Genomic DNA, 20,236 nt, shown 5'->3' with positions numbered 1-20,236 from the left:
TGGATACGCCGCCATGCTAAAACTGCAGTTAAGAGCGCGCATCTTTCTATTTGTCCTGCCTTTCATCGTATTGCCGCTGCTTATGTTTGGCAGTCTCTCGTATCTTTATATTCGCGAGAACACCATGCGTATACTGGAGCATCAGCTTGATCTCTCTTTGCGCAGTGGGCGTGATGAACTCAACAAGGATTTTAGCTCCGCCCGTGCTAATTTGGAGTTGTTCGTCTCCAATGACATTATTCGCCGTTACCTGAATCTCCCTGATACGGTGCGCTACAAAGTCATGCAGCCCGCATTGCTGGGGTTGTTCGCCGACTACCGTAAAGCCTTTCCTTCATATGTCGATATTGCCCTGTTATTGCCGGATGGCAGTATTGACTCAAGGGATGCGGAAGACCCCAAAGCTCCGCCTAAATACCACGATTTTATTGAGCGAGTAGCGGCCCAGCGCCCAAGCTACGCGGAGCAATTGTTTTTCGTGGAAGAGGGCGGGTACATCGAATATGTGCAGGCGCAACGAATAGATCATCGCAACGAGGCGGTGGAGTATCTCGGCACTACGGATCTGACCAAAGGCTACCTTCTGGTAGTGATGCGGATCGAGGATGTGATGCAGATGCTGCGCAAAAAGCTGAATAATCCTGAAGGCTACGTTGTGGTCAGCGATCCCCAGGGAGCCTCTTACTTTCTTAACGATAAGGAACTGAAGCTATGGGGCCCTCTGGTAAAGCAGATTATTACCTCAGGCATAGGACGATTGAGAGGATTTACTCTGGGGGATCAGGACTACCTGGGAGGCTTCTATCGTGTTAATGAGCAGCTTTTTATTACCGGTATCGTCACCGAGGAAGTGGTGGACCGGATGGTGACGCCAATCCTGATTGCCTTGGGCTGGTTTGTGGTGATTGTGGTGATTGTGGCGTTTTTGTTGATTTATTCGAAGCTAAACAAACTGCTGCTGGAGCCGATTAATCGCCTCCAGCGTCAAATCGCGGCTTTTCGCAGTGGCGCTGAAATCGCCTGGGTGTTCGACGGTAATGATGAGCTAAGTCGTCTCAGCGCGGAGTTTGAGGAAATGGCCTCAACCCAGCGCGGGCAAATTGAGCGTGTGAAGGGCCTGTCGAATTTAGATCCGCTGACGGGCTTACCTAATCGCACCGCCTTCTCCGGCATTTTGGAAAAAGCGGTCAGTTACACTCGCAGGCAGGATCAGGCGTTGGCGGTGCTGTTTATCGATATCGACCACTTCAAGCGCGTCAATGAAACTTATGGTTCCAAAGTGGGCGATGAGTTGTTCCGACAGGTGGCTGACCGAATCAGCGCCAGCCTGCGCCTTTCCGATGAAGTGGCGCGACAGGTGATGACGGAATTTGGCGATATGGACAGAGTGTTGGTGCGTACCGGCGGCGATGAGTTCACCGTGCTGCTGAGAGATATCCGTAAAGCGCATCAGGTTTCATTGGTCGCCTCCCGAATTCTTGCTGCATTCGATCACCCGTTTACCTTGGATGAACACAGCGTATCCATGTCGGTTAGTATCGGTATCGCCTTATATCCGGTGGACGGGCAGACACCAGAGCTGCTGTTGAAAAGTGCGGACTTGGCCATGTACGAAGCCAAGCAAGCGGGTGGGGCATGCTTCCGATTCTTTACGCATGCCCTCAACACTTCTGCAGAGAAACGGTTGCAGTTGGAGCGAGATATTCAGGATGGCCTGATCGTAAAAGAATTTACGGTGCACCTTCAGCCTCGCGTTAATTTAAGGACCGGCGTCGCCACGGAGTTTGAGGCGATGGCTCGATGGAATCATCCGCGGCTGGGTATATTGCTCCCTGAACAGTTTATTTCTGTGGCGGAAGAGTCCGGTCATCTTATTGAGCTGGGCAAACAGTTACTTGAGGCCGTTTGCAGCGCAATAAAGAGTCTGCAGCAAAGCGTCGGTAATGACGTGACCGTATCATTTAATCTCTCTCCGCATCACTTAAGGATGAACGAAGTACTTAGCGAAATCAGTAATTGCCTGGAGCGTTACGGTCTGCCAGGAGAGACGCTTGAACTGGAGATTACCGAGGATTTGCTAAAAGCGGAAAACAAGGACGCCTTGATTCTCTTGAATCGATTGCGTGAGCGCGGAGTGTCTGTGGCGCTGGATGATTTTGGCTCTGGGGATTCCTCTTTGTCGGCGTTGCGTCGTGCGCCTATTGATACGCTGAAAGTCTCGCCAAACTTCATGCAGGAACTGTATGTGGATAAAGAAAGCCCGGTTGTCCTGAAGGCGATCTGCGATCTGGCGCGTAGTCTTGAGCTGAAGGTGGTGGTGCAGGGTGTGGAGAGTCGGGCGCAAGTAGAACAGGCGCTTACCGTCGGCGCTGATCAGGCGCAGGGGCACTATCTTTCAGAGGCGGTTCCTGTTGATGATGTGAGGGTGGATTACCGCATTAAAATTTTTGACCTGCCTACTGGCGAGCGTGGCGGTGTAAGAGTTTAGTTTCTTCCCCGACTAACCTTCCTCAGGGTGTGTGCAGTCGCTGTCGCCATGTTTATAATGCCTGTTCACTTTGCTGTGGCCTGAAATCGGGCCCGATTCACTGAGATATAAAACAGGTAACTGCTACCATGACGGTAAGAACCCGTATTGCACCATCTCCCACCGGCGATCCTCACGTAGGTACCGCTTATATTGCGCTTTTCAATTTGTGCTTCGCTCGTCAGCACGGCGGTAAATTCATTCTGCGTATTGAAGATACTGATCAGACTCGCAGTACGACAGAATCGGAACAAGACATTCTGAGCGCTTTGAGATGGTTGGGGCTGGAATGGGATGAGGGGCCGGATGTCGGCGGTCCTCATGCGCCTTATCGTCAAAGCGAAAGAAAAGACAGTTATCGCTCTTATGCTGAAGAATTGGTTGCTAAAGGACACGCATACTACTGCTTCCGCACGCCGGAAGAGTTGGATGTCATTCGCGAAGAGCGGAAAGCGAAAGGTTTGCCGCCGGGAATAAAAGGCGATCTTGAATTGCCCGAAGATGAAGTGAAGCGTCGTCTGGCTGCTGGCGAGCCGCACGTTATCCGGATGAAAGTACCGGATGAAGGCGTGTGCGTTGTGAAAGACATGCTGCGTGGCGATATTGAAATCGATTGGGGGCAGGTCGACTGCCAGATTCTATTGAAATCCGACGGCATGCCGACATATCACCTGGCCAATGTGGTGGATGACCATCTGATGGAAATCACCCACGTTATTCGCGGTGAAGAGTGGATCAACTCGGCGCCTAAGCACATGCTGTTGTACAAATATTTTGGCTGGGAAATGCCAACGCTGTGCCATATGCCGTTACTGCGCAACCCGGATAAAACCAAGCTGAGCAAGCGCAAGAACCCAACCAGCATCAATTTCTATGAGCGTTTGGGCGTGATGCCGGAGGCGCTGCTTAATTATCTGGGCCGGATGGGTTGGTCCATGCCTGACGAGAGCGAAAAATTCACGCTGAGCCAAATGATCGAGAATTTCGACATTAAGCGCGTTTCCCTTGGCGGACCGGTTTTTGACGTAGTGAAACTACGTTGGCTGAATGGGCTCTGGATGAGAGAGAATCTGAGCGAAACTCAGTTCCTGGAGCGTTTGGTGCACTGGTCATACAATAATGACTACGCCGCTAAGATGATTCCTCATGTGCAAAGCAGAGCGGAAACATTTTCCGATGTGGCTCCGTTGGCGGCCTTCATGTTCAGCGGCTACTTGCCGATTAAAGAGGAAGATTTCGCCGCATCCAAGCTGGAGGCTGAGCAGCTCAAGAAGGTGCTGCAATATTCGCTGTGGCGACTGGAAGCACAACGCCATTGGAGCAAAGAGAATATCTTTGCTGACCTGAAAGCGCTCAGCAAAGCGATGAGTGTGAAAATGGGCGACTTCATGATGCCGATTTTCGTATCTATCGCGGGCACGCCAAATTCTTGGTCAGTCGTGGACTCTATGGAAACCCTGGGGCCTGATATGACCCGCGCCAGACTGCGGTTTGCGCTGGAAGTATTGGGCGGGCTGTCCAAGAAGGGGCTGAAGGCGGCGGAGAAAGAGTTCGCTCAAATTTCAGCCGCTATCGACGCTGCTGAAAAAAATTAGAATTTTTTCAAAGGTAATGCTTGACTCAATGGGGGGATCTCTCTAACATACGCCTCCGTTGTGACACGGGGCCATAGCTCAGCTGGGAGAGCGCAACGCTGGCAGCGTTGAGGTCGACGGTTCGATCCCGTCTGGCTCCACCAAGTTTCTAGTCCCCTTCGTCTAGAGGCCTAGGACACCGCCCTTTCACGGCGGTAACAGGGGTTCGAATCCCCTAGGGGACGCCAAATCGAAAACCCTCATATCGAAAGATATGAGGGTTTTTTTTATGCTTTCGAGGCTGAAGTTTTTTTCTCCACCGCCGATAACCTGTTAGCGACTGCAGTTTGTTGAGCGGAGGCTTTATGCAGATCCAATCCTCTTCCATTCAGTTGACCAATCAGAGTGTTTCGCAGGAAAAAACGCTGGAGCGCGAACGTCTTTTGTTTGTCTCCTCGCAATCTTCGCCGGTAGATACTTCCGGTTCTTATTTGCTTGGTCAGCGACAATCTTATTTCAACTACGACGCCAATCAATCTGAAAGCGCTCAGGTGTACTCCAGGGTGCTTTCTGGCGATGGTCAGACAGAAGTGCTGGATAGGCGTTCGGCCTTATCGCAGATTATTCAGGTTGGGTTGCAGGGAGAGGAGGCGGTGCAAGTGATCGCAGGCGGGGCGACAGGTGGCGTATCGGTCGCGGGCGAAGCCGTTGTCGCATTCAGTCGCTATTCCTTTGCTTCTGAGTCACAAAGCTCTACAACCGTTTCTTCTGGTGTGATCAACCTGGAGGACGGTAGGGAGATTGCGTTCACTTTATATCTTAATCGTGAGCGTGCGAGTGTGGTTGAAAGCCAATCTAACCTTTTGGTCAGCGCAAGAGTGATGACTGATCCGCTGGTGCTGAATTTTGGAGCGGAGACTGCGACGTTGCGTAATACATCCTTCAGCTTTGACCTGAATGGAGACGGGAGGCAGGAAGATATTGCGGAGTTGGGCGTTGGCAGCGGCTATTTAGTGCTGGATGTAAATGGCGACGGAAAAATTAATAATGGCGGTGAAATGTTCGGCGCCTACAGTGGCGATGGTCTTGGCGACCTCTCTCGTTATGATGCGGACGGCAATCGTTGGATTGACGAATCTGATCCTGTCTTTTCCCAATTGCGCGTTTGGGCGGCTTCTGAGAATGGTGATAAGCAGCTATTGTCCCTGAAGGAGGTCGGTGTCGGCGCGATATATTTGGGCTCGACGCCGGACTCGTTTGAATTGGTGGGTGATTATGGTCGGGTGCTTGGGCGCACTAAGTCCACGGGCATAATGTTGATGGAAAATGGCGATGTGCGCACCTTGCAGGAAATTGACCTTGCGCACTCCGCTCCAGCCAGTATGAGACCCTTTTCTGCAGAAGTAATTGAAGAGGCTCGCGCTGAACTTAATTTAGAAGGCGCTCAGACGTCCTCAGATGATGCACAAAGCTCAAGCTTTGTGCTCGGCATGCAGAGTGTTCTTGCTAGGCTAAATGAGCTTAGAGAGCGGCAGAAGCAATATTTGGAAGCGATGGCTCCAGCAACAGTGAAATTTAAATCACCGCTTGAGCAGCTATTAGCGCGAATGGAAGAAGAGCGCCGAAAACTTCAGCGGCGCTTACACAAGGACTAAGGGGAAGGTGTGTAAAACTGGTTAGCGAATAGTTTTGGGGAGAATTTGTGAAGGATCGCTTTCGACCCCAAAGGTATCTACTGCGGTGACTGCAAAATAGTGGTCGCCCACCTCAAGATTATCAAAGTAATAAGAATCAGCGTCGGCTGGAACTTTGACTGACTTCCACTCGTCGCTGTTCGCTGCTTTGTCGCTCCCGGATGCTTTGGAAGGGGCGAAGCTGTGATAAATGCGGTAGCTTGCTATCTCTGATGCTTTTAAGAGAGTGCCGTCTTCTCGGCTAACAGGCGCATCCCAGAATACATATACTCCGTTGGCTCCTGATGCTGACTGGGAATTTTTCCCGTCTCCACCGCCTCCACAACCAGTTACCAACGTTGTCAGAAAGAAAATGCCTGTGAATATGGGTAAGGATTTATTACGTACGCAAGCAGATAAAATTGATGCAAATCCTGCAAATGACATGGACTTCACTGTAGGTACCGCCTTATACCAGCTCCTAATTTTGCGATGGAGTTTAAACTAAGCCTGTGACGGGATTCTGTTTATTTCGGTAACGAATTGTTTCTCAACAAAAAATTACAGAATGTAAGGGCCTGGAGAACGCTCCCGAAGCGCCTGTTGCTCTTAGAAATGCGAGCGATACTGGAATAGACTTGGTTTCTGAAGGTTGTAACAAGTCTATGTATTAATAGGATGATGCGGATATCGATACTCGATGGGCAATTATTCGCAACCTGCCGAATGTTGCATGGCGTACCAGAAGCGCTGCTGCTAATCTTCGCTAAAACAAAGTGTTATAAAAATTCGCCGGATAGCGGCTTGCTATCCGATTGCGTTTCGCCCTTGCGGAGTTCCTTCATGGCTAATAAAGGCGTGTTTAATCTGCTCGGCTCCATTCGTTTTCTGCCGTATTTCTTGACGCAGGCGTTTGGAGCTTTTAACGACAACCTTTTCAAGCAGGGTATCTTACTGCTGTTTGCATACAAGCTGAGCGAAGAAGAAAGCGCAACGCTGGTAAATGTGGCGGCGGGTTTGTTTATCCTTCCGTTTTTCCTGTTTTCACCCCTGGCGGGCCAGCTCGCAGATAAGTTCGAGAAGGGAAAGTTAATTCGGATTATCAAACTGGTGGAAATTGCGCTTATGTCGCTGGCTGCCTTTGCTTTTATCACTGAGTCCAAAGTTCTACTGTTGTTTTTGTTGTTTATGATGGGAGTGCAGTCTGCAGCGTTTGGCCCAGTGAAATATTCCATTCTCCCGCAGCATTTGAAGCACGAAGAGCTGCTGGCTGGAAATGCGCTGGTGGAAATGGGCACCTTTCTGGCGATATTGTTCGGCACTATCCTCGCTGGCGTTTTGTTTAGCCGTGAGGGGGGCGTAAATCTGATCGCCGGTGGCATTATTGTCTGTGCGATCATTGGATATGTCGCCAGTCGTTCGATACCGCAGGCGGATTCGGTCAACCCGCAGCTAAGAATTAATTGGAACCCGATTACCGAGACCATGGGAACCGTGCGTGACGTGAAAGGCAACCGCGCGGTGTTTCTCTCGGTGATGGCTATTAGCTGGTTCTGGTTTTTGGGGGCGAGCTACCTGACTCAATTCAATCTTTTCACCAAAGAATATTTATTGGGGAATCCGGCCGTCGCTACAGGGCTATTGACGTTGTTTTCTATTGGCGTGGCAGCGGGATCGCTGCTGTGCAGCAAATTGTCGGATGGCAAAGTGGAGCTTGGACTGGTTCCTATTGGTTCACTGGGGCTTACCCTGTTTGGCGCTCATCTCTACTTTGCGACCCCTGCCGTTAATGCTTTAGAGCTACGAACGTTTGGAGAATTTCTGGCTGATCCCTCCGGTTATGGCGTGTTATTGGATCTATTGTTTATAGGTTTGTTTGGCGGCTTTTATATTGTGCCCTTGTATGCATTGATTCAGGAGCGCTCAGAAGAAAAGAAACGGGCGCAGGTCATTGCGTTGAATAATGTCATGAACGCTATTTTTATGGTGTTCAGCGCAGCCTTCGCCATTGTTTTCTTAACGCTCATAGGGTTGAGCATTCCCGAATACTTTCTGGTGCTGGCGATCATGAACGCCGTTGTCGCCGTGTATATATTCAAGCAAGTGCCGGAATTTGCATTGCGCTTTTGCATATGGCTTTTGGGCCACACGATGTATCGGGTTACGCATCGAGGTTTGAGTAATATTCCAGAGGAAGGGCCTGTTGTGTTGGTGTGCAACCATGTCAGTTATGTCGACGCAATGCTGATCGGCGGCGCTGTGCGCAGACCTGTGCGTTTTGTTATGGATAAAGGTATTTACGAAATGCCGGGACTGCATTGGTTTTTCAAGCTTGCGCGCACCATCCCCATCACTTCTGAAAAGAGAGATCCGGATACCTATCACCGCGCTTTCGAGGCAATTAGCGAGGCCCTGGAGAATGGCGAGGTGATTTGTATCTTCCCTGAGGGGCGCCTGACAAAGACGGGAGATATTGATGCGTTCAGAAAGGGAATTGAGCTGATTATCCAGCGTAACCCTGTGCCTGTAACGCCAATGGCGCTACGAGGGTTGTGGGGCTCATTCTTCAGTCATAAAGATGGCATGGCGTTGGCTAAACTGCCACGGCGCTTCTGGTCGAAAGTCGAGCTGGTCGCGGACGCAAGCTGGGAGCCGGAAAAAGTCAGTTCCGATGCGCTGGAAGAGAAAGTTAAGGCTTTGAGAGGGGAGTGGGCTTAGCCCGCTCCGCTTTTTCGATATAGAGGCGCTAACGTTCGGCGATAGCGCCTTTTTTTACGCCCTCGTACGCTCGCACAGTAAACCAGTTTTGCGGGCGCTGCTTTTTCAGAGTCTGCGCAATATGTTCAGCGATCCACTCGACGGTGGAATCAGTATCAATCATATATACGCGCTTTTTCGGAATCAGTAGCTCAAAGTCACCCTGTGAGGCGACGTATTTGAAGCGAATGTGCTCAACGCCATTGATAGTCTCTTCTTGGGCGACATCTTCCCAGCTACCGATATAGATATCTTTCCATTTCTTGGCCCATTGATACTCGGTGAGCTGGCTGCGCTGTCCGTCTGCGAATATTTCCAGCTTGGAGCGGTGGCCGTGAGCAATGCGCTGGCAGTTACCGGCGTGCTTTTTCAATCCATGAGTGTAGTGGTAGTAAGCGCCTTGGATGTTTTCCTCGCGCAAGCGGATTTTTACCTTCTTCACATTGTCCGGCACCACGCTTTGCAGGTGCTTGGTCAATAGAGGCTCCACTGACTCGATATCGATTTCCGTCAGGGGCAGAGCGGCGATGGCGTCAGTGGGGCAGGATATGTGGAACTGCGCGTCGCCGGGAAAGCCGCAACTGACCTCAATGCGCTCGCCCTTTTGCTCGACATTCATGTCCAGCAGGTCCTGGGGCACCACCAACTTGTGATCAATCATGTCTTCCGCAGCCTGGCGAAGGATTTTTTTGACGTCGCCAAAATCGAACACCATGCCTTGTTCGTCCAGGTCGCCGGAAAGCTCAATATCCATAATCCAGCTTTCTCCAACGATGCCGCGGAGAGGGTGAAGGTAAGAAAAATCAAGGACGGTAAGGTGATCAACAAACAGACGATTCATAAGGGGTGGCTATAAAATGAGCTATGTGTGCGAAATTAATGCTGCGTTATATCGCTTAAAAGCGTGTAAGTCCAGTAAAGTTGAGTATTTTCCTGGGGCTTCCCCCGCCTCGCCAAACAATCAACGGGGGGCGGGAGATGGCAGGAGAGTAATCAGCCGAATATGCCGGAGATAAAGGCGACGCCCGCGGCGAATACGCCGATACTGATCGATAAAGCAATCATATAAGCTTTATTGCTGGCGCTGCGTTGTGATTCCGCGTACAGCTCAATAGTGCGTTGAGCGATGTCTTCCGCTGTTTCCCTGGAGATATCATGCGCTTGTTGGATGGCTTCCGCCTGCAGGGTTTGCCAGAACTCAGTGTCAATGGACTGCACTGTAGTCATGTGGTCCTTCAGCTCATCCAATTGCTTCTGAGTGATGGCGGGGGAAGCGCCTGTGGCGGAGGCCGCCGGCGCGGCGTTTTTAAGCTCTTCCTTGATTTCGTTCAGCTCTTGGCTGATTTCTCTGGCCAGCTCAGCGGACACCTCTTCTTTGAGTGCGACGAAGCTGGTTGTAATCTGGTTTTCAATGCGGCTATAAAAAGTTTCTATACGCTCATCATGTCTGTTTTGTAGTTCTTCCGACAAGCGCTTGAGGTGGGCGTACTGTTCATCGAACAGGTCGCTTAATAGTTCGTGAACGCGCGTGTTCAAACTGGTTTTCACTGTGGAACGCGCGACCTGCTCGATCATTTCTATTGGCAGGCTGAAGGCTTTTCCGTTTACGGGCAGGGCGTCATGAGGTGAAGGCGGCTGCTCTTCTTTGGCCTTGACGTTCGTAGCGGCAGTTTCCTCAGTATCATCTACGTCATGGTCGCTGAAGGCGAAATCCATGGCGGTCAGGTCGATAGGCGCTGAAGCGAGACTGCCGGCTTCAATATCCCGGTTAAGCTGCTCCAGAATGCTGTGCAAGCCATCGGTTTGCGGCGGTTTGGTGAGAATGTTGTAAATGCCGAAGCGTTTGGCTGCGTCCTCAAATTCCTTGGACTTTTTCGACGTGCACATAATGATCGGAATGGCGGCGGTATCCGGATTGGATTTGATCGCCTTGGAGGCTTCCACTCCGTTCATACCTGGCATCAGGTGATCCATAAATATCACGTCGGGCGGCGAGTTTTTGCTCAGGTAATCGAGCGCCTCTTCCGCAGAGCCGGCCAGATTTACGTTCATGCTGACGTTTTCAAGTAGCTTGCTGAGCGCAAACCTTGCTACTTTGGAGTCGTCAACGAGTAACGCAGTTTTAATTGTCATGGTGTACCTCAAATACCAATGTCACCGTCACAGCGGGCTAACATAGCTGACTTTGGGTGTTTGTTACCAGCCTTCTAAAGGCGGGCATTGAGTTGCTCTATAACTTTTCAGGCGATAGCAAACGCCGGGGTTACTGCTGCGGGCGGTAAATATCTCGCCCTCCGGCGTCGTCAGCGTCGCCAGTCCATATGGTTTACCGAATTTAAATGTACCGCTGATCTTACTGCCATTGGGGTTCAGTAATTCCCCCTGTCCATGAAACTTCCCTTCAAAGAACTGTCCGGTGTACTTTTTTCCGTCCGCGTAGATGAGTTCCCCTTTGCCCTGGAACTGCCCGTTGGCGAAGCCTCCCTCGTAATGAGTTCCGTCCGGATAGGTTAACGAACCGGAGCCGTGATATTTGCTTTCGGAAAAACCGCCAACAAAGAGCATGCCGTTTTTGCCGGTCAGCGTGCCTTCGCCGTTCAGCTTTCCATCTACCCAGTAGCCTGTGTAGATGTCACCGCTTTTCAGCGTCAGCGTACCTTCGCCATTGAACTGGTCGTCTCTGAAATCGCCGACATACAGGTCGCCGTTCGGCTGTTTGAAAGAGCCGTGTCCGTGCTTGCGGCCTTCATACCACTCTCCGTTGTATTCCGCGCCATTAGCCATTTTCAGCAGGCCTTTGCCATGGAACAGCTTGTTGACGAACTCTCCCTGATAGCGGGAGCCGTCTTTGCCGACATAGGTTCCTTCGCCAGTTACCACGCCATGCTTCCAGACGCCATCTTTGTATTCCACAACCGTGATGCGATCCAGCGTCACGCTGATGGTGCGAGAGTCGCCTCGGGTTAGGTCGATCTTATTACGAAAGGTTTTATAGCCTTCTTTGCTGACCTCTATCTCGTATTCGCCTGCCGGTAACTCGACTTCAACGGCGCTGGCGCCATAGGGCTTTCCATTAATGAGGACATTGTCATTGGCGACATTCGAACGGATAAACAGCTTGCCGGTTTCCGACATAGTGGGGGAGGGCGACGGTTGGGTTTCTTTCGCAACAATTTGCTGTGGTAAGGAGAGCGTCTGGTCCGCGTCCGCTGACGCCAGTAGCGCACCGTTTTCCGCATCCTGTGTGGCGTTCGATTCTTCAAGCGCCTGCTGTTGTTCCGGCGTTAACTGATCGACGAACAGGACGGCCTCTTCCAGCGATTCCCCCGGCGCGTTTTCGGTAGAACGGAAACTTTCCAGCTGGGCGCTGAGATCCGCACTGCCGATAGGCGTGCCGTAATCGGTAGTTTTAATATCGCCTGCCCTGCGCTCGGTCGCGGGGGATAAGGTATCCGCCAGCGCCGGTATGTTGATATCTTGCCTATGGGCGAAGCCGGCGGTCACCAGCAGCATCAGGACAAGCGCATTGATAAATAAAAGTGGTCTCAGATCGACCATTATTACTACCTTGCCTACCAACCCATGTGTAATTTGTAATTCATCTTAGCCCCTAATCCGGCTGATTGTAACCAAATAGGTTACGGCTTCTATTAAATGCATATAGTGTCACATTGCTGTTGGTATTGGCTCACGCTAAATATCTGTCCTTGTTAAGTTTTGTTGCGAGTTTGCAACTCCTCCCAAGCGCGCATGTGGACATCCGCCTCATATTCGTAAGGGCTTTTAAAGGGCGTAAGTATGAAGTCAAAAACTGCGAAGGTGAAGCCGATTGAAAACCAGGCGATAAATAAAGTTTCTATAGTCGCCGCCTGACTTTGTGGATTGGCCTCCACGAATGATTGCAAGCTGGGAAGAATGTCCTGAACCATTGCTACGGGATTGAATCGGGACAGCACCAAAGGCACCCAGAATGCGATGAATACAGGAAAGAACGTAAATGACCATAGAAAGCGCCGTAGTAAGTAAATGAGCGCTGACTTCAAATAACGGGTGCGCAGCTCCGGGATTTTCTTGATTTCATTCAAATAGCGCTTGCGTTCCACCCAATAGGCTTCAATCTCTACTGGAGCTGGAGCTGGAGCTGGAGCTGGAGCTGGAGCTGGAGCTGGAGCTGGAGCTGGAGCTGGAGCTGGAGCTGGAGCTGGAGACTCGCCGGTCGGCGTTTCGTTGTTGTTTTCGCTTGTCATAGAGTCTGGTCTTTGCCTTTGGGTTCTGACATATTCGTATAAAAAGCTACATCCGATCTGCCGATGTCAGCGTTTTAGCATGTATAGAATAAAGTCTGAAATAGTGGATGTAACTACATGACAGATCAAGTAAATCGCCCCAAGGGCGTCACCAGTGTCGCTCTTATCGCTCACGATAACAAAAAGGCCGACCTGATCGCCTGGGTGGAAAAAAATAGCGTTAAACTGAACAAATGTACAGTCTACGCGACGGGGACGACGGGAAAATTAATTGCTGAAAAAACGGGAGTCGATGTCAGGCGCTGCCATAGCGGTCCACTTGGTGGAGACCAGCAGATAGGCGCTTTGATCTCAGAGGGAAAAGTTGATTTGCTGATATTCTTCTGGGACCCGTTGGAGCCGATGCCGCATGATCCGGATATCAAGGCGCTGCTGCGTTTAGCGACCTTATGGAATGTGCCCAGCGCCTGCAATTCGGCGACCGCTGACTTTTTGGTCAACTCAAACCTGTTTGAAGAATTTCTGCCGCAGCGCCCGGATTTCGACTCCTATCTCAACCGGGATGTTCCCAATAAATGATTGCCTGCCATAGGAATGCGCAATCGAGGAGATAGAAAGATATGTCTGGTGCGGTATTCGGTAAATATCTGTTCTCTCTGTTACACTTGTTTCAATTGTCGTTCTCTGTAGGCGCGGTTTTGAGCGTATCGGCAGCCTTCAGGAGAGCGGCGCAAGGAATTAAAACTAACTCGACACTCGTAAAGATTGGCTGGAAATAAATGTCTGACTCGTTGTCTTTGGATATCGCCCATCCCACATTTGAATGCATTAGCCGACGCAAAATAGATGCGTTGAAAATTGAGCTTCAGGAATTCCGGCATCTGAAAACCGGAGCCAGGCACTTTCACTTGAGTTCCGAGCAAAAAGAAAACGTCTTTCTGGTTGCGTTGCGCACAGTGCCGACGGATTCCACTGGCGTCGCCCATATTCTTGAGCACACAACGCTGTGCGGCAGCAAGAATTTCCCTGTGCGCGATCCGTTTTTCATGATGACCCGGCGTTCACTGAATACCTTTATGAACGCGTTCACCAGCAGCGACTGGACGGCTTATCCGTTCGCCAGTCAGAACCGCAAGGACTATTTTAATCTGCTGGATGTCTACTTGGATTCCGTGTTTTTCGCGAATCTGAATGAGTTGGATTTTGCGCAAGAAGGGCACCGCTTTGAGTTTGAAGAAGCGGAAAATTCCAATTCTGACCTAGTCTACAAAGGCGTTGTCTACAATGAGATGAAAGGCGCAATGAGTTCGCCGATGTCGCAATTGTGGGGGGCGGTCACCAAATATCTGTACCCGACATCCACGTATCATTTCAACAGTGGGGGAGAGCCTGACCATATCCCCGACCTGACTCACGAGCAACTGTTGCAGTTTTATCGTAAGCATTATCACCCCAGTAACGCCGTGTTCATGACCTTTGGCGATCTGCCGGCGAGTGAGCTGCAGAAAGTATTTGAAGACAAGGCGTTGCAGCAGTTCGAGCGCTCTGACGATATTCCTGTGATTAGTGATGAAAAGCGTTACTTCTCGCCGATTCGCGTGCAAGAAGCCTATCCGCTGGCGGCGGAAGAAGAGTCCGCCTCCAAGTCACATATTGTTATGGGCTGGCTGTTGACGCCGAGCGGCGATCTTGAGCGCAATCTGGAGGCTCACCTGCTGTCCAACGTTCTGTTGGAAAATAGCGCATCTCCTTTAATGCATGCATTGGAGACGACGGATTTGGGGCACTCTCCATCTGGCCTTTGTGGTTTGGAAGACTCCTATAAAGAAATGGCGTTTGTGTGCGGAATAGAAGGCTCTGAGCCTGAGCGCGCAGCAGCGTTTGAGTCTCTGGTCGTCGGCGTGCTGGAAAAAGTGGCGACGGAAGGCGTACCACTGGAGAAACTGGAAGCTGTGTTGCACCAGTTGGAACTGAGTCAGCGTGAGATTTCCGGCGATTCTTATCCTTACGGTCTGCAATTGATTCTGGCGGCCATGTCGCCTGCGCTGCAGGGCGTAGATCCTGCGGAATTATTGGACATTGATCCGGTGCTGGTGAAGTTACGTGAGCGCATCAAGAACCCGGAATACATCAAGACTCTGGTGAAAGAGCTGCTGCTGGATAATCCGCATCGCATTACTCTGACCTTGGCTCCAGATGCGCAATTAGAAGCTCAGCGGGAAAAATATACTCATGCTAAATTACAGGCGGTTAAGAGCCGTTTGTCGGATGAAGAAAAGCAGAAAATCGTCGCTCAGGCGCAAGCGCTGAACGAGCGCCAGAATCAAAAAGACCCGGAAGATATTCTTCCTAAAGTGGGTCTGGATGATGTTCCTCTGGATATCGCGATTCCTGAGCCGGCCAAGGCTCAAGGCGCCCTACCGCTGACAGCGTATGCTCAGGGAACTAACGGCATAATCTATCATCAGGCTATTTTGCCGTTGCCGGATCTGAGTGATGAGGAATTGTCGCTGTTGCCGCTGCTGACATTTTGTCTGGCGGAAGTCGGCGCTGGTGAACGTTCCTATCTGGAGATGCAAGAGCGCCAATCCGCCTACACCGGCGGTGTTTCCTGTTATTGGGAGATTCGCGGCGAGGTGGCGGATGAACAGAAGTGCAAGGGCTTCCTGGTTGTTTCCGGCAAGGCGTTGCAGCGTAATCAGGCCGAGTTGATTGGTCTGATGAAAGAGTTTTTATATCAGCCGCGCTTTGATGAGCTGGATCGCATCAAAGAGCTGGTGGCGTTGCTGGCTTCCAGAAGGGAGCAGGGCGTTACCAGTAATGGTCACGGTATGGCGATGATGGCGGCGGCAAGTCGCTTAAGTCCTGCGGGGGCGATTGGTCACCGCACTGGCGGTTTGGCGGGCATTCAGTGGATCAAGACGCTGGATAAATCCTTTGCGGATAAAGCGAAATTGCAGGCGTTTGCGGATAGTTTGAAGCAGTTGCACCAGAAGCTTGTCGCCAATCCAGCGCAGTTTCTGAGCGTTGCAGAGCCAGCCAATTTGGATGCGTTCAATCAGGCTGCATTTGAAGGATGGGGTGAGGCTGCGTCTGATTCTGAAGTCAGCCTGCTTAACCTGCCTGCTACGCGAGAGCATTGTCAGGTGGGCTGGATCACCAACAGCCAAGTAAGCTTCTGCGCGAAAGTTTATGCGACGGTTCCCAGCGATCATGCCGATGCCGCGGCATTGACTGTATTGGGGCACTATCTGCGCAACGGCTTCCTGCATCGGGCGATCCGTGAGCAGGGCGGCGCCTATGGAGCCGGGGCGGGACAGGATAACGCCAACTCCGTATTCCGCTTCTACTCCTACCGCGACCCGCGGATAGAAGGGACGTTGAGCGACTTTGACGAATCAGTCACTTGGCTGCTGAATCGTGAGCACGACCCTGCTGAGCTTGAGCAGGCGGTGTTGGGCGTAGTGAGCAACATTGATAAGCCGCGCTCTCCTGCTGGCGAAGCGAAGTCCGCTTTCCATAGCGAGTTGTTCGGTCGCACGGCCGAGCAGCGGAAACAGTTCCGTCGTCGCGTGCTTGCTGTGACGATGGAAGATTTGGAGAGGGTGGCCAACACTTATCTGCTGAACAAAGAGGCCAGTGTGGCGGTGGTGAGTGGAGAGAACGCTAAGGATACTTTCACCAAGCTGAATCTGGCTATTCACAAGATTTAAATCGCTTCGCCTCACGGCGATGCATTGGCATAGAAGCCCCGGCGACGCAGGTTGCCGAGGCTTTTTTTGTTAGCGAATACGGCGCTCGATGCCGGTCATCATCATAATTCGGGTGGATATTTCTTCAACGGAATAGTCGGTGGAATTGAGGTAAGGAATACGCTCGCGACGGTACATCAGCTCTACTTCTTCCACTTCATAATTACACTGCTTGATGGAGGCGTATTTGGAGTTGGGCTTGCGCTCATTACGAATGACTGCGAGACGCTCGGGGTCTATGGTCAGACCGAAAATCTTTTCGCGATAGCTGCGTAGTGACTCCGGCAGGCGCTGATCCAGAATGTCGTCTTCGGTCAAAGGGAAGTTGGCCGCCTTGATGCCATATTGCAGTGCAAGGTAAATGCAAGTGGGCGTTTTGCCGCTACGGGAGACGCCAACCAAAATGATGTCCGCCTCGTTATAGTAGCGGATCCGGGCTCCATCGTCGTTCTCCAGGGCGTAGTTCATAGCGTCAATACGACGGTTGTAAGAGGAGTTGCTGACGATAGAGTGGGATTTGCCGACAGTATAAGTGGACTTTGATCCTAGTTCCTGCTCCAGAGGCTCCAGGAAAGTGCCAAAGATATCAATCATATACCCCTGGCTTTTACGTATTTCAGCGCGAATTTCACTGTTTACGATGGTGTCGAATATGACGGGTTTATTGCCGTCTATTTCCGATGCTTTATCTATGCGTGCGACGGCTTTGCGGGCTTTTTCCAGTGAGTCGATATATGGCAGGGTGATCTTTTCAAATTCTATGAATTCAAACTGCGCCAGCAGACTCTGTCCCAGGGCTTCGGCGGTAATGCCTGTGCCGTCGGATATAAAAAATGCGGTTCTTTTCATGAAGTTTAACCTGCTCAAAGCATATAAAAGGCGGAAGTAATAGTTAGTTATGATTTAAATGTATTTACGCGTTTCCTTTGTCGCGAGTCCCGCCGCCGACAAGACTGGCCTGGAATGCCGCAATCGAAAGACTTGATCGTAATCGCCTAATTGCTAATTGTCTTCCTGTATTGTTGGGTGCAGAGCCCAGTATACAGATGCTAGACTACGCCGGATAAGTCGCTTATAAAGTGAATCACAAATAAGATTAGGCATAAACATCATAGGGATGGCTGCTACTTGTAGTTATCTCGGTAAACGGTTACAACTGTGTGGCGCCGCTGAGCTATGATTTGCGACATGCTTCGTAGTTTGACGCCAAACGCTATGATTTGACTAGGGAGAAGCACCTTGGAAGATTACATCATTTGGTTTGAAAGCCTGGGTATGGGCGATATCGACAAAGTGGGGGGAAAGAACGCCTCACTTGGCGAGATGATCAGTAACCTGGCCCATGCCGGGGTTACCGTTCCGTTGGGGTTCGCCACTACCGCTCACGCTTATCGTGAGTTCCTCCAAACCGAAGGATTGGATAAGCGCATTCATGATGAGCTGGCCAAGTTGGATGTGAACGATGTGGTAGCGTTAGCGGAAACCGGTTCCCGTATTCGCCAATGGATTACTGACACTCCTTTCCCCAAGCAGTTGGATGAAGCGATCGCCTCTGGCGTCGCCAAGTTGCAAGAAGGCAATCAGAATATGGCGGTGGCGGTTCGTTCCTCCGCTACTGCAGAAGACCTGCCGGACGCCTCTTTCGCAGGCCAGCAGGAAACATTCCTGAATATTGTCGGCGTCGAAAATATTAGACACGCAGTGAAAGAAGTTTTTGCGTCTCTGTTTAATGATCGCGCTATTTCTTACCGCGCCCACCATGGTTTTGAACACAGTCACGTGGCGTTGTCTGCGGGTATTCAGCGCATGGTGCGCAGTGAATCCGCATCCAGTGGAGTTATGTTTACCCTGGATACGGAGTCAGGCTTTAAAGATGTTGTGTTTATCACTGCATCTTACGGTCTGGGCGAAACGGTTGTGCAGGGCGCCGTGAATCCTGATGAATTCTATGTTCACAAGCCCACTTTCGAAGCCGGTCGTCCCGCTGTACTGCGTCGCAATCTGGGCAGCAAAGCCATCAAAATGGTGTATGGCGATCACGGCTCCGCCGGCAAGTCCGTGCAGACAGTGAATGTTGATCAGGAAGATCGCGGTAAGTTTTCCCTGACTGATGCGGAAATTTATGAGCTGACGCGTCAGGCGTTGGTTATCGAAAAACACTACGACCGTCCGATGGATATCGAATGGGCGAAAGACGGTGACGACGGCAAGCTGTATATCGTACAGGCGCGCCCAGAAACCGTTAAGAGCCGCGCTTCCGCTGTCATGGAGCGTTACCTGTTGAAAGAGAAGGGTAAAGTGCTTTGTGAAGGTCGTAGTATCGGTCAGAAAATCGGAAGCGGACCGGTTCGCGTCATCACCAATATCTCCGAGATGGATAAGGTTAAGGATGGTGACGTCTTGGTCACAGATATGACCGATCCGGATTGGGAGCCTGTAATGAAGCGCGCTTCCGCCATCGTGACGGATCGCGGCGGTCGTACCTGTCATGCGGCGATTATCGCCCGTGAGTTGGGTATCCCAGCGGTCGTCGGTTGCGGAGACGCGACCGAGTTGTTGAAGGACGGCGTCAATGTGACGGTATCCTGCGCCGAAGGCGATACCGGTATGATCTATGAAGGTTTGCTGGACTTCGAGTTGCAGAAAAACAGTGTTGAATCCATGCCAAAACTGCCGTTCAAAATCATGATGAACGTCGGTAACCCGGATCGCGCGTTTGACTTCCAGGCGTTGCCCAATGAGGGCGTGGGTCTGGCGCGTTTGGAGTTCATCATTAACCGTATGATCGGCGTGCATCCCAAGGCGCTGTTGAACTTTGACACCCTTCCTCGCGATGTTAAGCAGGTTGTTGAAAAGCGCATTTCCGGCTATTCGTCTCCGGTCGATTTCTACATTGAGAAACTGGTTGAGGGCATTTCCACACTGGCGGCGGCGTTTTATCCGCAGCGCGTCATCGTGCGTTTGTCTGACTTCAAGTCCAATGAATACGCTAACCTGATCGGCGGCACCATCTATGAACCGGAAGAAGAAAACCCCATGTTGGGCTTCCGTGGCGCCTCCCGTTACATTTCGGACTCTTTCCGCGACTGTTTTGAGCTGGAATGTCGCGCGCTGAAGAAAGTGCGTAATGAAATGGGCTTCACCAACGTAGAGATCATGGTTCCGTTTGTGCGGACTGTGGGCGAAGCCAAGCAGGTAGTTGAGCTGCTTGAACAAAATGAACTGCGTCGCGGCGACAACGGTCTGCGTCTGGTCATGATGTGTGAGCTGCCTGCCAACGCGCTATTGGCTGAACAGTTCCTGGAATACTTCGATGGCTTCTCCATCGGTTCTAATGACCTGACTCAGCTGACCCTGGGGTTGGACCGCGATTCCGGTATTGTGGCGCACCTGTTCGATGAGCGTAACGATGCGGTGTTGCGCCTGCTGTCCATGGCTATTCAGGCCTGTAAGAACGCGGATAAATACATCGGTATTTGTGGGCAAGGTCCATCCGATCACCCTGATTTCGCCAAGTGGCTGATGGATCAGGGTATCGATAGCGTCTCTTTGAACCCTGACTCGGTGATGGATACCTGGTTCTTCCTGGCGGAAAAACACGCGTAACGACGCCGTTAGGTATGTTCGCAAAGCCGGCTGATGCCGGCTTTTTGCGTTTAGGGATTGGGTTGCTGCCTTATCGAGTGCAACTGGGAATTGGATAAAG

Annotated in this window: 13 protein-coding genes and 2 tRNA genes; 9 read left to right on the top strand and 6 right to left on the bottom strand. The window is 51.2% G+C overall.

The window, feature by feature from the left end:
• Positions 1 to 13: 13 nt before the first annotated feature.
• From ONV78_RS07055 to ONV78_RS07035, 5 genes are all read left to right on the top strand, one after another.
• Complete coding sequence (locus tag ONV78_RS07055; RefSeq protein ID WP_279502163.1) at positions 14 to 2,488, top strand: EAL domain-containing protein; 2,475 nt, start codon at positions 14 to 16, stop codon at positions 2,486 to 2,488.
• A 128-nt stretch (positions 2,489 to 2,616) separates the two neighbouring features.
• Complete coding sequence (gltX, locus tag ONV78_RS07050) at positions 2,617 to 4,122, top strand: glutamate--tRNA ligase (protein WP_279502161.1); 1,506 nt, start codon at positions 2,617 to 2,619, stop codon at positions 4,120 to 4,122.
• A gap of 67 nt (positions 4,123 to 4,189) precedes the next feature.
• Positions 4,190 to 4,265: transfer RNA gene (locus ONV78_RS07045), tRNA-Ala, on the top strand.
• 8 nt (positions 4,266 to 4,273) lie between these two features.
• Positions 4,274 to 4,349 (top strand) — tRNA-Glu (locus tag ONV78_RS07040).
• Positions 4,350 to 4,466: 117 nt separating this feature from the next.
• The gene (locus ONV78_RS07035; protein WP_279502160.1) at positions 4,467 to 5,756 is read left to right on the top strand and encodes a hypothetical protein; all 1,290 of its coding nucleotides are present in this window, start codon (positions 4,467 to 4,469) and stop codon (positions 5,754 to 5,756) included.
• A 21-nt stretch (positions 5,757 to 5,777) separates the two neighbouring features.
• Here ONV78_RS07035 and ONV78_RS07030 read toward each other — a convergent pair whose 3' ends face one another.
• Positions 5,778 to 6,230, bottom strand: a complete 453-nt coding sequence (locus ONV78_RS07030; protein WP_279502158.1) for a hypothetical protein — start codon at positions 6,228 to 6,230, stop codon at positions 5,778 to 5,780.
• Positions 6,231 to 6,617: 387 nt separating this feature from the next.
• Between ONV78_RS07030 and ONV78_RS07025 the strand changes: the two genes are divergently transcribed.
• Positions 6,618 to 8,492 (top strand): MFS transporter, encoded by a 1,875-nt coding sequence (locus ONV78_RS07025; RefSeq protein ID WP_279502156.1) that lies wholly within the window; start codon positions 6,618 to 6,620, stop codon positions 8,490 to 8,492.
• 28 nt (positions 8,493 to 8,520) lie between these two features.
• Here ONV78_RS07025 and ONV78_RS07020 read toward each other — a convergent pair whose 3' ends face one another.
• The 4 genes from ONV78_RS07020 to ONV78_RS07005 form a co-directional block, all read right to left on the bottom strand.
• On the bottom strand, positions 8,521 to 9,372 hold the full coding sequence (locus tag ONV78_RS07020) for a 6-carboxytetrahydropterin synthase (protein WP_279502155.1): 852 nt from the start codon (positions 9,370 to 9,372) through the stop codon (positions 8,521 to 8,523).
• Positions 9,373 to 9,524: 152 nt separating this feature from the next.
• Complete coding sequence (locus ONV78_RS07015) at positions 9,525 to 10,664, bottom strand: response regulator (RefSeq protein ID WP_279502153.1); 1,140 nt, start codon at positions 10,662 to 10,664, stop codon at positions 9,525 to 9,527.
• 63 nt (positions 10,665 to 10,727) lie between these two features.
• The gene (locus ONV78_RS07010) at positions 10,728 to 12,089 is read right to left on the bottom strand and encodes a PEGA domain-containing protein (protein ID WP_279502150.1); all 1,362 of its coding nucleotides are present in this window, start codon (positions 12,087 to 12,089) and stop codon (positions 10,728 to 10,730) included.
• Between the two features lie 152 nt (positions 12,090 to 12,241).
• The gene (locus ONV78_RS07005) at positions 12,242 to 12,778 is read right to left on the bottom strand and encodes a hypothetical protein (RefSeq protein ID WP_279502148.1); all 537 of its coding nucleotides are present in this window, start codon (positions 12,776 to 12,778) and stop codon (positions 12,242 to 12,244) included.
• Positions 12,779 to 12,895: 117 nt separating this feature from the next.
• Between ONV78_RS07005 and ONV78_RS07000 the strand changes: the two genes are divergently transcribed.
• Together ONV78_RS07000 and ONV78_RS06995 are read left to right on the top strand one after the other, a co-directional pair.
• Positions 12,896 to 13,357, top strand: coding sequence for a methylglyoxal synthase (locus ONV78_RS07000; RefSeq protein WP_216739060.1), 462 nt, complete (start codon positions 12,896 to 12,898; stop codon positions 13,355 to 13,357).
• A 200-nt stretch (positions 13,358 to 13,557) separates the two neighbouring features.
• Positions 13,558 to 16,491: an insulinase family protein gene (locus ONV78_RS06995; protein WP_279502146.1), complete on the top strand. Its 2,934-nt coding sequence runs from the start codon at positions 13,558 to 13,560 to the stop codon at positions 16,489 to 16,491.
• 69 nt (positions 16,492 to 16,560) lie between these two features.
• Here ONV78_RS06995 and ONV78_RS06990 read toward each other — a convergent pair whose 3' ends face one another.
• Positions 16,561 to 17,379 carry a pyruvate, water dikinase regulatory protein gene (locus tag ONV78_RS06990; RefSeq protein ID WP_216739058.1) on the bottom strand — a complete coding sequence of 273 codons (819 nt, stop codon included), beginning with the start codon at positions 17,377 to 17,379 and terminating at the stop codon, positions 16,561 to 16,563.
• A gap of 390 nt (positions 17,380 to 17,769) precedes the next feature.
• Between ONV78_RS06990 and ppsA the strand changes: the two genes are divergently transcribed.
• Entirely contained in the window at positions 17,770 to 20,136 is a 2,367-nt protein-coding gene (gene ppsA / locus ONV78_RS06985) for a phosphoenolpyruvate synthase (RefSeq protein ID WP_216739057.1), read from the top strand.
• Positions 20,137 to 20,236: the final 100 nt, after the last annotated feature.

This window comes from Hahella sp. CR1, from assembly GCF_029813005.1.
Classification (GTDB): domain Bacteria; phylum Pseudomonadota; class Gammaproteobacteria; order Pseudomonadales; family Oleiphilaceae; genus Hahella.
This window is presented reverse-complemented; position numbering and strand designations above follow the sequence as displayed.